Source organism: Nocardia australiensis, from assembly GCF_020733705.1.
Taxonomy (GTDB): domain Bacteria; phylum Actinomycetota; class Actinomycetes; order Mycobacteriales; family Mycobacteriaceae; genus Nocardia; species Nocardia australiensis.
The window spans coordinates 308694-322067 of the sequence record NZ_JAJFZM010000002.1; the positions used below are offsets into that span (position 1 = coordinate 308694).

Annotated in this window: 15 protein-coding genes; 7 read left to right on the forward strand and 8 right to left on the reverse strand. The window is 64.6% G+C overall.

Annotated features, from left to right (window positions below):
* Positions 1–101: 101 nt before the first annotated feature.
* Positions 102–428: a hypothetical protein gene (locus tag LKE06_RS16170; RefSeq protein WP_227999857.1), complete on the reverse strand. Its 327-nt coding sequence runs from the start codon at positions 426–428 to the stop codon at positions 102–104.
* 10 nt (positions 429–438) lie between these two features.
* Entirely contained in the window at positions 439–1611 is a 1173-nt protein-coding gene (locus LKE06_RS16175) for an epoxide hydrolase family protein (protein WP_227999859.1), read from the reverse strand.
* Between the two features lie 103 nt (positions 1612–1714).
* Here LKE06_RS16175 and LKE06_RS16180 point away from each other — a divergent pair, with 103 nt between their 5' ends.
* Together LKE06_RS16180 and LKE06_RS16185 are read left to right on the forward strand one after the other, a co-directional pair.
* On the forward strand, positions 1715–2290 hold the full coding sequence (locus LKE06_RS16180) for a CGNR zinc finger domain-containing protein (protein ID WP_227999861.1): 576 nt from the start codon (positions 1715–1717) through the stop codon (positions 2288–2290).
* A gap of 314 nt (positions 2291–2604) precedes the next feature.
* Complete coding sequence (locus LKE06_RS16185; RefSeq protein WP_227999862.1) at positions 2605–2946, forward strand: hypothetical protein; 342 nt, start codon at positions 2605–2607, stop codon at positions 2944–2946.
* Positions 2947–3199: 253 nt separating this feature from the next.
* Here LKE06_RS16185 and LKE06_RS16190 read toward each other — a convergent pair whose 3' ends face one another.
* Positions 3200–4036 carry a class I SAM-dependent methyltransferase gene (locus tag LKE06_RS16190; RefSeq protein WP_227999864.1) on the reverse strand — a complete coding sequence of 279 codons (837 nt, stop codon included), beginning with the start codon at positions 4034–4036 and terminating at the stop codon, positions 3200–3202.
* Positions 4037–4193: 157 nt separating this feature from the next.
* On the opposite strand from LKE06_RS16190, the gene LKE06_RS16195 reads away from it, so the two are divergent.
* The 3 genes from LKE06_RS16195 (at position 4194) to LKE06_RS16205 (ending at position 6446) form a co-directional block, all read left to right on the forward strand.
* Positions 4194–4394 (forward strand): hypothetical protein, encoded by a 201-nt coding sequence (locus tag LKE06_RS16195; RefSeq protein ID WP_227999866.1) that lies wholly within the window; start codon positions 4194–4196, stop codon positions 4392–4394.
* 202 nt (positions 4395–4596) lie between these two features.
* Positions 4597–5763, forward strand: a complete 1167-nt coding sequence (locus LKE06_RS16200; RefSeq protein WP_227999871.1) for a thiolase family protein — start codon at positions 4597–4599, stop codon at positions 5761–5763.
* Positions 5764–5849: 86 nt separating this feature from the next.
* Positions 5850–6446: a Uma2 family endonuclease gene (locus LKE06_RS16205; RefSeq protein ID WP_227999872.1), complete on the forward strand. Its 597-nt coding sequence runs from the start codon at positions 5850–5852 to the stop codon at positions 6444–6446.
* Positions 6447–6609: 163 nt separating this feature from the next.
* Here LKE06_RS16205 and dinB read toward each other — a convergent pair whose 3' ends face one another.
* Entirely contained in the window at positions 6610–7854 is a 1245-nt protein-coding gene (gene dinB, locus LKE06_RS16210; protein WP_227999873.1) for a DNA polymerase IV, read from the reverse strand.
* Between the two features lie 125 nt (positions 7855–7979).
* Here dinB and LKE06_RS16215 point away from each other — a divergent pair, with 125 nt between their 5' ends.
* Together LKE06_RS16215 and LKE06_RS16220 are read left to right on the forward strand one after the other, a co-directional pair.
* On the forward strand, positions 7980–8360 hold the full coding sequence (locus LKE06_RS16215; protein ID WP_227999875.1) for a BlaI/MecI/CopY family transcriptional regulator: 381 nt from the start codon (positions 7980–7982) through the stop codon (positions 8358–8360).
* Positions 8361–8810: 450 nt separating this feature from the next.
* Entirely contained in the window at positions 8811–9227 is a 417-nt protein-coding gene (locus tag LKE06_RS16220; protein WP_227999877.1) for an NUDIX hydrolase, read from the forward strand.
* 66 nt (positions 9228–9293) lie between these two features.
* On the opposite strand, the gene LKE06_RS16225 is transcribed toward LKE06_RS16220, so the two are convergent.
* The 4 genes from LKE06_RS16225 to LKE06_RS16240 are packed head-to-tail and all read right to left on the reverse strand — an operon-like array spanning position 9294 to position 13098.
* On the reverse strand, positions 9294–9908 hold the full coding sequence (locus LKE06_RS16225; RefSeq protein WP_227999879.1) for a GTP-binding protein: 615 nt from the start codon (positions 9906–9908) through the stop codon (positions 9294–9296).
* A complete protein-coding gene (locus tag LKE06_RS16230; protein WP_227999881.1) occupies positions 9889–10263 on the reverse strand; it encodes a DUF742 domain-containing protein in 375 nt (124 codons plus the stop codon). Before LKE06_RS16230 ends, LKE06_RS16225 begins: the two co-directional genes overlap by 20 nt.
* Positions 10260–10655, reverse strand: coding sequence for a roadblock/LC7 domain-containing protein (locus LKE06_RS16235; RefSeq protein WP_227999883.1), 396 nt, complete (start codon positions 10653–10655; stop codon positions 10260–10262). Before LKE06_RS16235 ends, LKE06_RS16230 begins: the two co-directional genes overlap by 4 nt.
* The gene (locus LKE06_RS16240) at positions 10633–13098 is read right to left on the reverse strand and encodes a sensor histidine kinase (protein WP_227999885.1); all 2466 of its coding nucleotides are present in this window, start codon (positions 13096–13098) and stop codon (positions 10633–10635) included. Before LKE06_RS16240 ends, LKE06_RS16235 begins: the two co-directional genes overlap by 23 nt.
* Between the last annotated feature and the right edge of the window lie 276 nt (positions 13099–13374).

Sequence of the window (13374 nt, forward strand, 5' to 3'; positions counted from 1 at the left end):
CATTCGGTCATTGACCGAATGATCGTGGCTGATGAGGACGCGCGCCCGGCCCGCCACGAACACGTGCTGGAGACCGCTGCTGGGACGCCGGCACCGCTCGGCTACTGCCCCGCCTGATCAAGGACCGCACCCAGGGTCCGCTGTTCGTCACCCACCGCCGGCCCAGACCCGGCGAGTACCTCACCGACCGTGACGTGTGCCCGGATACCGGGCTGGCGCGACTGTCCTACGACCAGCCCGCGACCTGCTCGCCGCCGCCACCGCGGTAGCCGGGCCCGGAACCGGTTGGGACCTCCACGAACTCCGGCACTCGGGCCGCCTCCTACGCCGCGCCCTGCCTGACCACGTTCTACCGTCTCGATGACCTCGGTCCGGAAGCCGTCGGGCAACGCCTCGAGCCGGATCAGGCGGTGATCGAGTGCCGGCACCCAGCCGCGTTCACCGATTGGCGGCTAGCACTGCCGCGAGGCCCTCTTGCAGGTCGTTGACGAAATACTCGGGAACCTCCAGCGACGGGAAATGTCCCCCGGTTTCGGGCGACCTCCATCGGACGATCTGTCGGTACCGCTCCTGCGCCCAGGGGCGCGGACACTTCTCGATGTCACGGGGATACATAGTGATTGCCGACGGGACGTCGACCCGAAGTTCGGGATCGACCGAGTTGTGGCTTTCGTAGTAAATGCGGGCCGCCGATGCGCCGGTCCGCGTCAGCCAATACAGGGTGACGTCGTCAAGAATTCTGTCTCTGGAAATCGTCTCGAACGGGCTATCTTCGGTGTCCGACCACTCGGCGAACTTGTCAAGGATCCAGGCAAGAAGCCCGACCGGTGAGTCGACGAGCGAGTAGCCGATGGTCTGCGGTCGGGTCGCCTGCTGCTTCGCGTACGCCGCGCGGTGGCGCCAGAAATCGCGGGTTTCCTCGGTCCACTTGCGCTCGACCGCCGTCAGCCCGTCCGTTGTCAACCCGGGCGGTGCCTCCGCGAACGTTGTGTGGATGCCGAGAACGTGCGCCGGGAACCTGCCGCCGAGGACCGTGGTGATATTACCTCCCCAGTCGCCGCCGTGGGCTGCGAACTTGCTGTAGCCGAGCCGTCCCATCAGTTCCACCCATGCGGCCGCGATCTTTTCGGTTCCCCACCCGGTGGTGGCCGGCTTGTCGCTGTAACCGAAGCCTGGTAGCGAGGGGACCACGACGTGGAACGCTGGCGCGTCTGCATCTTTCGGATCTGCCAGCTCGTCTACTACATCGATGAACTCAACAATGCTGCCTGGCCAGCCGTGCGTCAAGATCAGAGGAGTGGCATCTGCGCGCGCGGATCGGCGGTGCAGGAAGTGGATTCCCAGATCATCAATGGTCGTGCGGAACTGGCCGATCCAGTTAAGGCGCTCTTCGAACGACCGCCAGTTGTACCCGGTGCGCCAGTAGTTCACGACACCGACGAGGTCGGCGAGAGGAACGCCCTGTTCCCATCGGCGAGGGTCGGGCGCGGCGCGATAGACCGTCTCAGCCTCTGGTAACCGCGCCGCGGCTAATCGCGCGCGCAGATCGTCGAGGTCAGCGTCAGCTGCGTGGGCTTCAAATGCTTGCACGTCGCTGGCTAGGCGGGGCATGAGACCTCCTGGTCATCGTGGAACCGGCTACGACCTGTCGCGAACCGTCTAAGAAGGTTCTAACAGTTCTCCGAGCCACGCTGCAACCCCCTAAGGTGGTTCCATGCGTGCTGGGTTCCCTGACTTCCGCCTCGGTAATGTGCTAGCGACCAGCTTCACGGCGACTCTGACGGAGCGGCGTGGCAACGCTGTGGAGCGCATTCCCACGCCGCACCGACTCGTCGACTGGCTGGCAGTGAACGGCCTCGCCGTGGACTCCTGCACCACTGCCCAGCTCGACCTCGCTCGGGAACTGAGGGAGTCGATTCACCTCGCCGCGACAGCGGCTGCGATCCAGGACGCTCTCCCTGCATCGGCTGTCCAAGTCATCAATGACCGCAGCGCTCAGGGTCGGGCCGCAGCGATCCTGACGCCGGAGGGTAAGCGGCAATGGCGGCTCAGCTCGGCTTCCTGCGTGGAAGATGCCCTCAGCGTGATCGCCGCCGACGCGATCAGCATCGTCGCAGGCGAACGAGACGGAAAATTGGCCTTGTGCGCATCACCAACCTGCCAAGCCGCCTTCTTCGACACCAGCCAAAGCCGCACCCGCAAATGGTGTGACATGAACACGTGCGGGAATCGTCAGAAGAAAGCGCGCTTCAACGCCAACCAGCACAAAAAGCCCAGATCAGCGGAGTGATCGTTACTCTCGGTACATCCAAGCGGGCCCCACGCCTGCGACCCGCTCTACAACACCTTCGCCGACCTCTACCGGCCACCCTGTTTTCAGCCGGTTGGCGCCGATGATGAAGCAGCTGCAGCGGTTCGTTCGCGCCCGTCTGGCCGGACAGGACCCGGTGCTGCTGCTGACCGACGTCGTCCCAGAAACACCGCAATTGGCGTTGGCGTTCCTGTTCCTGACCGGCCACGCACTGACCGCGACCGGACTCGAACCTGGGCAGGCGTTGACCGATCTCAAAAGACTTCCTCGGCGACACCGACGACGTGCTGGTCGTGGTCGATCTGTCTGCACGCCCCGACGTGCAGGACCTGCTCGGCACCGTGACCACGACCTCACCCACCGCCGACATCGACATCGACATCGACTGGTCCGCAGTAACTGCCGGCGGCGGACTCGTGCGACTGACCATCGAATGGAAACGTCCCACACACGTGGACCTGGCCATCGTGTTTGAGGCCGACCATCACGCCGAGATACTGCAAGCGCTCGCCACCGGCGACTACTTCACACTGACCGGCACCAACCCCGAAGACGGGAGCCTCGGCATCGCCGTAGCCACTGTCCCGGCCCGCGGCGAGTTGCTCGCGCGAACATGGATCTTCACCGCCTTGTAACACCAAACGGCGCTGTTCAGGCTGTGTTTGGTTCACAATCGACATATCAGGCTTCGCGCGAACGGTCTTCGTGACCCTCGAACTGCCGATCGGGTGGGGTCCGGGATGTGTCCGCCCCGGACCTCACCGCCCGAGCATTCTCGACGTGTTCATGGCACCTGTGTGCGACACGGGCTGCTGCCCGTCGAACTGTGTGCCGGGCCTATTCGCTGGGCTCACCGTCAATCATGTCGCTGGGCGATACTGATGCCCGTCAGTATGAGTGTTCGAAATCGAGAAGAGTGATGGACGTGCGGAGGTTCGCCAGATAAGGGATTCGAGACGACAGTGCTGCGGACGTTTTTGCCCACAGGCCACGGCCGGGTGCCGTGGTGATCTCGGTGGCGGCGGCAACTGCGTAAATCTGCGACGGTATGAGCAATGCCTCGGCCGCCGAAAGATGGAAGGGAACGTGCGGCATGACGTGGTCGCCGCCCGGTGCCGTGAGCCTCATCGCGGATCGCTTGCCCACCCAGCGCGGGACACTGTCGAACATCAATTGGCCCCCGGGGAATCGTCGGGCGCAGTCGGCGATGAGTGCGAAGACATCGGCGCGATCAAGGTAGGGGAACAAGCCCTCCGCGCTGATGAACACCCCATGGTCAGCGTCGACACGGTCCATCCAGGTCCGGTCGAGCGCGGACATGGTGAGATTCTCGATATTGTCCTCGCGCGGCAGTAATTCCTCACGCAGGGCGATCATTTCGGGCAGATCGACCGATACCCACTGCTTGATGGCGGGATTGTTCAGCCGCCAGTAGGTGGTTTGCAGTCCCTCGCCGAGTGCGACGACTGTTGCGCCATGATGGCGGGTCACGAAGTCCGTGATCGCGGCGTCGAAAGCCAATGCCCGCAGTGCGTGTAGCTGCGACGGTCTGCCGAAGCGCTCGAATGGGTAGTCGATGGTGTCGTAGACCTGGACTGCCAGGGAGTCGGTGAACGGCGAATCCGGCCGCACGGCTTCGCAGGCGCGACACCGCAACGTCAGCAGCGCGGTCTCCGGCACCTCCGCAAGTATTGCACCGTCGACCTGCGTGACAGCTGATCCCACCCTACGATCCCTTCGCTTCGCGTCTGCGCAGACAAGTGTATAGATCAGTGCGTCAACGGATCTCGTTGGCGGTCCCTCATCTGGCGCGCGTTGGCGGGTCGTCGCTCGGGGGTTCGTCGGGGACTTCCTGTAGGAGTGCCGCCCGTCCCTCGGTGCGATGCTTCCGAAGCATCAATACAAGCTGCTCCCGCAACTCGCGACGCCATTGAGTGTTTGCTATCTGAGCCAGAATCCAATCCGTGTCTTCGACGTCGAGGCTAAATATTGCCAAGAGCAGGATATCGTCATCGAATACTTCGCGATGCTCGTCGGGGTCGATTTCTTCGCGCAAGAATTCGGTGACGACCGTGCGGGCTGAACTTATTCGTTCTCGACTATTCATCATCTGAATTCACGTACACGCGAAAACCTATCTCTCCGCTGCACGACTCGGCCATTCACGCCATTGATCCTTCGGCTGATGGACAGGCGGATGCGGGGAGGGTGGCGGCGGTGCCGTGCATGATGTTATAAGTTAATGACCGTTCACGCGGCGGTGCCGATTCGAACAAGGAGCAGCCATGACTTCCGCAGTCATTGTCGACGTAGTGCGCACGCCTTCCGGGAAGGGGAAGCCCGGTGGCGGACTGTCGGAAGTTCACCCCGCGACGCTGCTGTCGGATGTGCTACGGACCCTCGTGGAGCGCAACGATCTCGACCCGGCACTGGTCGACGATGTCATCGGCGGCTGCGTCACTCAGAGCGGTGAGCAGGCGTTCAACATTTCGCGAACCGCAGTGCTGGCGGCCGGGTTCCCGGAATCGGTGCCCGCGACAACGGTAGACCGCCAATGCGGGTCGAGTCAGCAGGCGGCGCACTTCGCGGCGCAAGGCGTGGTCGCTGGCGCCTACGACATCGCGATCGCCTGCGGTGTGGAGTCGATGAGCCGGGTGCCGATGTTCTCCAGTGCGCAAGGCAAGGACCCGAATCGAGGTCCGCTGGCCCATCGCTTTCCGGAAGGTCTTATCGGACAGGGCATCTCGGCCGAGATCATCACCCAGCGCTGGAAGCTGGATCGGGAGGAGCTGGACGCCTTCGCCGCCCGTTCGCATCGGCTGGCCTCCGAGACCGCCGCGGCGGGCGGGTTCGACAGTGAACTCGTCTCGGCGGGAACGTTGAGCGCCGACGAGACGATCCGGGCAAGCACCACCGTCGAGGGGCTGGCCGGTTTGCGCCCGGCCTTCGCCGACGCGGAGTTCGAGGCGCGGTTCCCGGAGATCCGCTGGTCGATCACGCCCGGCAACTCCTCGCCACTTACCGACGGCGCCTCGGCCACACTGATCATGAGCGAGGAAAAGGCCACCGCGCTCGGCCTGCGTCCGCGCGCCCGCTTCCACTCCTTCGCAGTCACCGGCGACGACCCGCTGCTGATGTTGACCGCCGTCATCCCCGCGACTCGCAAGGTGCTGGCCAAGGCCGGGCTCACCATCGACGATATCGACGCCTACGAAGTGAATGAGGCATTCGCCCCCGTCCCGCTGGTCTGGCAACACGATCTCAACGCCGACCCGGCCAAACTCAATCCTCGAGGCGGCGCCATCGCCCTCGGCCACCCCCTCGGCGCCTCGGGGACCCGCATCCTGGCCACCATGGTCAACCACCTCGAGCAGACCGGCGGCCGCTACGCCCTGCAAACCATGTGCGAAGCAGGTGGCCTCGCCAACGCCACCATTATCGAACGGTTGTAAGGCGAAACCTCGGGCACATCGGTCATGCTGTGCCGCGGCGTAGCATGTCCGGTGGCCGATAGCCCTAGTCCCGAGTGAGGCTTCCAGTGAGTGTTCTACCGGTATGGGCTGACGATCCAGGGGCACTGGAGATGTCGGAGGCCGAGTACGACCTGCTGCCGGATGATTTGCGTAAGCTGATCGAGGTCATCGATGGCAATGTCATCCGGTGCCAAAGCGGATCCGCTGAACACAGCGATGTTGCGCGCCGGCTGGCCAATCAGCTCGAGGCGGTGAAGCCATCGGATCCGTGCACTCGGGTATCGACCGATGTCGATGTGCATTTCACCCGGCGCCGAAAGCGGGGCGGTGCTTTCTCATTTCGCCGACCTGACGTAACCGTTTACCGATGTGTCGAACGTGGGACGAAGCTGATGACCGCTGACGCGCTACTTGTCGTCGAGGTGGTCGCGCCTGGATCGGTCTATTCCGACACCATCGACAAGCTGGCCGAGTACGCGTACGAGGGCATTCCGGTCTACCTGGTGGTGCATCTCGATGCGAACTTGTACGTCAAACTGATTCAGGAGTACCGCCTCGACTGGGCTACCCGTGTTTATCGGCTGGTCGATACCCATCAGGAAACCGCGATCCTGGAAAGCCCGTTTGCGGTCACCATTCCATTCACGCGGCTCGACAGTTAGGTGCTGTGTTTGTTTGGCAGCGCCTGCGGCGCCGCGAACTCTAGTGCTCGGTCTTGCTTCGCTCGAAACCTGGTGTCGAGGCGAGTGGGTGCGTATGGGGGTTGGTGCGCCACCGACTGTTTCTGCGTCCCATTAGGTGCGGCCGTCCCATTAGGTGCGATCGTCAATCCGGTAGTAGCGGGACCGAGATGCCTTCGCCGCGGTTGATGAGGGCGGCGCGGGTGACGGCGGTGGAGCCGAAGCGTTGGCGGAGGTCGTCGAGGGTGGAGTCGAGGGTGTTGGTCGCGCGGGGTTCGAGTGGCAGGGTCAGTTGGACCGCGTCGGCGTTGTCGAGGTTGGTGAGGGCCAGGCCGACGAGGGTGAGGCCGCGTTGCTGGATCGTCGGCATGGCGGTGGCGAGCAGGGTGCGGGCGGCGCGCAGGATTGTCTCGGTGTGATCGGTCGCTTCGGGCATTGTGTGTGAGCGGGTGGCGCGGGTGAAATCGTCGAAACGCATGCGTAGCACCACAGTTCGACAAAACCGGTCGGCTGCGCGTAGGCGGCGGCCGAGGCGATCAGTGAGGCTGTGCAGGTATGCCTCGATTTCCGCTGGCTCACGCGGGTGGCGACCGAGGGCGCGTTGGGCGCCGATGGAACGGCGCCGGCGGCCGGTTTCGACGCGGCGCGGGTCGCGGGCCCAGGACAGCGCGTAGAGATGCCGGGCGGCGGCGGGGCCGAGGATGGAACGCAACAGCGGTTCGCCGAGTTCGGCGAGTTGGCCGACGCGGGTGATGTCGTGTTCGTGCAGGGTTCGGGAAGTGACTTCGCCTACGCCCCACAGCCTTTCGACCGGCAGTGGGTGCAGGAAGGCGAGTTCGCCGTCCGGCGGCACCAGGCGCAGCCCGTCAGGTTTGGCGACGGCACTGGCGACCTTTGCGAGAAATTTGGTACGGGCGATACCGACGGAAATGGGCAGGCCGACCTGGTCGCGTACCTCGGCGCGCAGCCGCTGCGCGATCTCTACGGGCTCGCCCGCGATCCGGCGCAGGCCGCCGACATCGAGGAATGCCTCGTCGATCGAGATGCCCTCGACCACCGGGGTGGTGTTGGCGAACACCTCGAATACCGCCTTGCTCGCCTCGGCGTAGGCGGACATGCGCGGCCGCACCACGATCGCGTCGGGACACAGGCGCAGGGCGGCGCGGCCGTTCATCGGGGTGCGCACACCGAGCGCCTTCGCCTCATAGCTGGCCGCGAGTACGACACCGCCACCGACGATAACCGGGCGGCCGCGCAACCGCGGCTCGTCACGCTGTTCGACGGAGGCATAGAACGAGTCGAGATCGGCATGCAGGATCGACGCTTCGGCCCGCGCGGTAATCCGCGGCCTGCGGGAATGACGGGCGGGCGAGGAGTCGGACACGAACATATGTTCGCATAGGGGTCCGACAGGTGCGGCGAGCCGAAAATCTACGGCCTACCTACGTAGGAACCGGCGCCGCCCGGTACCCTGGGACGACAGTAGGGCCAGTAAGCGATGAGGGAGTCGGAACGGTGCGTGGATTCGGGGACCTCGAGTCGGTCATCATGGATCGCATCTGGGATCGGGACGAGGAGACCACAACGGTCCGCGAAGTATTCGATGAATTGGCAGCCGAGCGCGATATCGCCTACACCACAGTCATGTCGACCATGGACAACTTGCATCGCAAGGGCTGGCTGGCGCGGGAGCGTTCCGGCAAGGCGTATCGATATTGGCCGACGCTCACCAGGGAGGAACACAGTGCCCAGCTCATGCTCGAGGCGCTTTGCGCCGGTGGTCGTTCAGATCTGGTGCTCAGCCACTTCGTCGACCGGATCAGTGATGACGAGTCGGCCGGTCTGCGTGCGGCGCTGCGCAGGCTGACCGCCCGCAAGTCACCAGAGGCGCGGTAAACATAGCGTCGCTCGGCGTCATCACGGCGACCACGATCGGGATGCTCGAGATAGCGGTCGGGCTACCCACCGCAGCCGGATCTTCGGCTGAAATTTTGGCCGCTGGCGCGGCGTGTTCGCGGCCCCTCTGGCTCGCGTCCGAGGGGCAAATGCTCGCGACTTCGTCGCAGGATCGCATTTGCCCCTCGGACGCGAGCCGGCCGCGAACTCTAGTGCTCGATCTCGCTACGCTCGAAAACTGTTGTCGTGGCGAGTGGGCACGCAAGCAGGGACGTGCGGCACCCCGGGGTTTGGGTGGCCCGGTCGGTCTGGGTTGGCTCGGAAGCTGGTGTCGAGGCGAATGGGTGCGTCAGTGGGGGCGGCACCGACTGTTGTGGTTCAGATCGGGATGCGGATTGGTAGTTGCTGTGTCTGGCCGGCGGGAGGCGGGGTTCGTATTAGGCTGCGGCGGTGGTGGATGGGCGAGTGGGGCAGCTGATCGATACGGTTGCGTGGGTGTTGATCCAGGACGGTCGCATCCTGTGTGCGCGGCCTCGTGGGAAGGGGATCTTTTACATTCCGGGTGGTAAGCGGGAGGGGGCCGAGACCGATCTGCAGACACTGGTGCGTGAGATCGAGGAGGAACTCACCGTTGCGCTGCTCCCGGAGACCGTTGTGCATGTCGGCACTTACGAGGCGCCATTGCATGGACCCTACAGCGGTGCGGTGGTGCGAATGAGCTGCTACACCGCCGAGTTCGATGGCACGATCGCGGCGAGCAGTGAAATCGAAGAGGTCGCCTGGTTCGATTATCGCGACCGTGGTCGGGTGCCGCCGGTCGATCAGCTGTTGTTCGATGACCTCGTCGCGGCCGGCAGGCTGCGCTGAGCGATCAGCCGAATCGCTCGCCCGCCGCCGAACAGTACCCAGCGCCGCAGTACTCGGGCCCGACGTTCAGGTGGTGACCGGTGATTGGTGCGCGCGTTCGATGAGATGCTGCATGAGGTTCAGCAGCACCTCTTTGCAGGACTCCCGGCTGCGCGCGTCACATAGCAGTACGGGGATATGGTCGTCGAGGTCGAGAGCGTCGCGGACCTCGTCGACGGTATAGAGCGGGGCGCCGTCGAAACAATTCACCGCGACGGTGAACGACAGTCCGCGGCGCTCGAAGAAGTCCACGGCGGCAAAGGAATTGCTCAAGCGCCGAGTATCAGCTAGCACAACCGCGCCGAGCGCGCCGCGCGAGAGCTCATCCCACAGGAACCAGAATCGGTCCTGCCCCGGTGTGCCGAACAGGTAGAGCACCAGGTCGCGATCGATGGTGATGCGCCCGAAGTCCAGCGCCACGGTGGTCGTGGTCTTCTGTTCGACACCGGATAGGTCATCGACGCCGGAGCTGACCTCGGTGATGAGTTCCTCGGTACGCAGCGGAGTGATCTCGCTGATCGCAGTAACCATAGTGGTCTTGCCGACTCCGAAACCGCCGGCGATGAGGATCTTGACCGAGGCCGCGAGGTGCGGTGCGGAGTTCCCGCCGTGCGGGGTCGGGTCAGAGTTTTCGGATGCCATCCAGTACCGCTCGCAATATGTTGAGATCGCCGGGGCCTGCGTCCGGCTGTACCGGAGCCCGGAAGATCAAATGTCCCTCGCCGATCAGGTCGCCGACGAGAATCTTGGTCACTGCCAGAGGGAGTTTCACGGTGGCCGCCACTTCCGCGACCGACAACGGGCGGTGGCACAGCCTGACGATCGCCGAGTATTCGGGTTCGGTACGACGCAGGGTTGGCGCGCGATCGGCAGTGACAACGACCGTAAGCATATCCAGATCATGCCCCGCGCCGATGGTGCGGCCACGGGTCACCGCGTAGGGCCGGACCAGTGGGCCGGCCGCATCATCGAACCACGGCTCCCCCTGGCGTGTCATGGCAGTCGAGCGGGGGTGGATAGATAGGTGCCGACACGTTGGACGGTCACGTTCATTTCGTAGGCGACCATGCCGAGGTTCGCCGATTCCGCGGCTTGCAGTGCGAGACAGGCATTGTCGCCCGCTGAGGTCACGAACAGGACCGCACGATCGAGTTCGATCACCGCCTGCCGGACCCCACCACCATCGAAGCGACTGCCCGCGCTGCGCGCCAAGCCGTACAAGGTGGACGACATGGCGGCGAAATGTTCGGCGTCCTCACGGGTCATCGCGGAGCCGCGGCCGAGCAGCAGGCCATCGGTGGACAGCACCACCGCGTAGCGCACACCGGCCAGCCGATCGACGAGATCGTCGAGTAACCAGTTGAGATCACCGAGGTTGGAAGAAGTCACCGTGGCCTTCCTGTTCGTCCGAGGGGGTGGTGGCAGGTGCCTGATCATTGGGCACAGCCCTGCGTCCCTGCCGGGTGCCGTTTTCGATGGCGGACATGAGATCTCGGGCCTGTTCCGCGGTGCGTGGACGTTCTGACGCCGACCCCGGCGCGGGTTCGGCGGGTGCCGATCGCGCCAATTGCGGTGCGATGCTGGCCTGTCGATGCCTGCGCGGCAACGCCGGTCTGCCGTCGGGGGCCGTGCGTTGCACCGGTGCGCTCGGCTGTGGCCCTGGTGCCGGTATCGCCCGCGGCGGTTCCTCGATCGGTGGCGTCTCCGACTCGGCGGTGAGCACCGCGGATTCGGGCTCGCTCGCACCGCGCGCCAGCACATCCGACAGCGACGCCGCCTCGACGAAGGGCACCGGGTGGCGCCGTCGGCGCGCGCTATCGGTGGTGTCGAGCCCCGGTGCGGTCGTATGGGTTTCGCTGGCGATCACCGCCGAGGGAATCAGCACAATGGCCCGGATCCCGCCATAATCGGACTCCGCCAACCGCACCGACACACCGTGACGGGTGGCCAATTGCGCGACGACGAACAGTCCGAGCCGGGAATCGACAGACAGTGTGGCGACACCGAAATCGGGTGGGGCGTGCAGCAATTCGTTCATCCGGGCGATTTCGGCGTCCGGCATGCCCATGCCTTGATCGCTGATTTCGACGACGATGCCCTTGCCGACGACGTTGCCGGTCAGCTCGACGCGCGACTGTGGCGGGGAGAAGGCGGTCGCATTGTCCACCAGCTCCGCGAGCAGATGGATGAGGTCGGCAACGGCGGTTCCCAGTACGTGCGCCTCGGGCAGGCGTGCGACCCGGACCCGGGTGTAGTCGAGGGTTTCACCAACCGCGCTGCGCACCACGTCGATCAGCGGCACCGGATTGCGCCACTGCCTGCCGGGGCGGCCGCCGCCGAGAATGATCAGATTTTCGGCATTGCGCCGTTCGCGGGTGGCCAGGTGGTCGAGCCGGAACAGAGTGTCGAGCAGGGTCGGATCTTCCTGACTGGCCTCGGCCTCATCGAGAATCTCGAGTTGCCGGTGCACCACGATCTGGCTGCGGTGGGCGATATTGAGGAATACGGCCCGGACGCCCTGCCTGGTCCGTGCCTCGTTCACCGCCGCCGCGACGGCTGCGGCATGCGCGTGCTCGAATGCCTTTGCTACCTGGCCGATTTCGTCGCGACCGTAGTCAAGGCTCGGTGATTCGGCGGCCGGGTCGACGGTTTCGCCTTCGCTGAGTTTGCGCATTGTCTCGGGCAGATGTTCGTCGGCGAGGGCGAGGGTTTGCCCACGTAGCCGCTTGAGTCTGCGGATGATGCGGTTGGCCAGCGCCACGGCGATGAGGAACGCGAGCACGCTGACCGCGACGACACCGCCGCCCGCCCACGCGGAGCTGGATGCGGCGTCGGCCGCCTTGTCTTCGGCGAGATTCTGTGCGTATTTGTTCTGCGCGATCCAGGCGTCGACGAGCGCCTTGTTCACCTCGGCAGCGGCGGTGTGCCATTCGGCTGTGTTCAACGGCAACTCGGGCGGGGTCGCCTGCTTGGTGCCGGATCCTGATCCACTCGAGCTGCTGGAACTGTTGGAACTGCTGGAATTGCTCGAGGAGTTCGTGGTGTTGAACGTATTGCGCTGGACGAGCGCATTTTCCATGGCGGTGAGCTGCTGCCAAGCCGGGCTTTCGGTCAGCTCCTGTAGACGCTCGCGTGGCGATTGATCGAGTTCGGTTGCCAGATTGGCGATTTCGGTGTGGTAGTAGCCGATCTGGCGGAGGTATTCCTCCATCGGGATCGGCGTGGGTCCTTCGGCGGTGGCGATCATGCTGCCGAGCGCGTTGCTGCGTGACATTGCGTCGGCCGCGAGGAACAGCCGCTTACCGTCTGCGATGCGGCCGCCGATCTCGGCGTCGGGCGCCGTATTTTCGGCAACCTCGGTGCCGTAGGTGATGACGTCGAGCAGCCGGTTGTAGAACATGTAGGCATCGGGCACGGGCATTTGGCCCGCGTCGGTTGCCGTGCGCACCTGGGTCATCTGGGTGCCGAGGGTGACGAAGTTCGCGGCATCGTCGCCGATCTGCGAATCGTCGACCTCACGCAAACCCGCGGAAGCCTCCACCAGTCCGCGCAATGTGCTGTCCAACCGCGTCCGGGCCGTACCGAGTGTGGGTTGCGCCGAGTCGTCGCCGGTGAGTGTGGCAATGGTGAGTTGGCGTTCCTGCTGGACGGCGGCGAGCAATTCTGTTACCGAGGGAATCAGCTGCTGATTCTGCGACGCCCAATCTTGGGCTTTGCCTCCCTGCGCCACCAGGTATCCCGCCGTACCCACGCCGACCACGAGCAGAGTCAGACTCGGGACGAGCGCAATCGCCAGTATCCGTGTTCGGACACCGAGCCTCGCTCTGAACATCGGCACAACATAAACGACATGCCGTCCAGTTCGCGGTGTGAGTCCCACTGAACGGGACTCGAGTTGACGTCGGCGTAATCTTTTGCTGGTGGACGAATTCGGGTGGGCGCCAAGGCTGCTGACGTATCGCTCCAGCTAGCGGAGGCGGTTGGCTCGGTCGAGCAGGGCAAGTCCCCGGTCCGGACCGTAGGTTTGGACGACGGCGACGACCCGGCTGAGCCGCACGGGGTTGGTGGGATTGAGTCGTTCCAGCGATATCTAGAGACGCCGCGATCT

Excerpts from the sequence above, each read along its gene's own strand:
- LKE06_RS16175 (WP_227999859.1), bottom strand. The coding sequence starts at position 1,611 with ATGCCCCGCCTAGCCAGCGACGTGCAAGCATTTGAAGCCCACGCAGCT.
- LKE06_RS16230 (WP_227999881.1), bottom strand. The coding sequence starts at position 10,263 with ATGACACGCCAGGGGGAGCCGTGGTTCGATGATGCGGCCGGCCCACTG.
- LKE06_RS16225 (WP_227999879.1), bottom strand. The coding sequence starts at position 9,908 with ATGGCATCCGAAAACTCTGACCCGACCCCGCACGGCGGGAACTCCGCA.
- LKE06_RS16200 (WP_227999871.1), top strand. The coding sequence starts at position 4,597 with ATGACTTCCGCAGTCATTGTCGACGTAGTGCGCACGCCTTCCGGGAAG.
- dinB (WP_227999873.1), bottom strand. The coding sequence starts at position 7,854 with ATGTTCGTGTCCGACTCCTCGCCCGCCCGTCATTCCCGCAGGCCGCGG.
- LKE06_RS16240 (WP_227999885.1), bottom strand. The coding sequence starts at position 13,098 with ATGTTCAGAGCGAGGCTCGGTGTCCGAACACGGATACTGGCGATTGCG.
- LKE06_RS16195 (WP_227999866.1), top strand. The coding sequence starts at position 4,194 with ATGCTTCCGAAGCATCAATACAAGCTGCTCCCGCAACTCGCGACGCCA.
- LKE06_RS16180 (WP_227999861.1), top strand. The coding sequence starts at position 1,715 with ATGCGTGCTGGGTTCCCTGACTTCCGCCTCGGTAATGTGCTAGCGACC.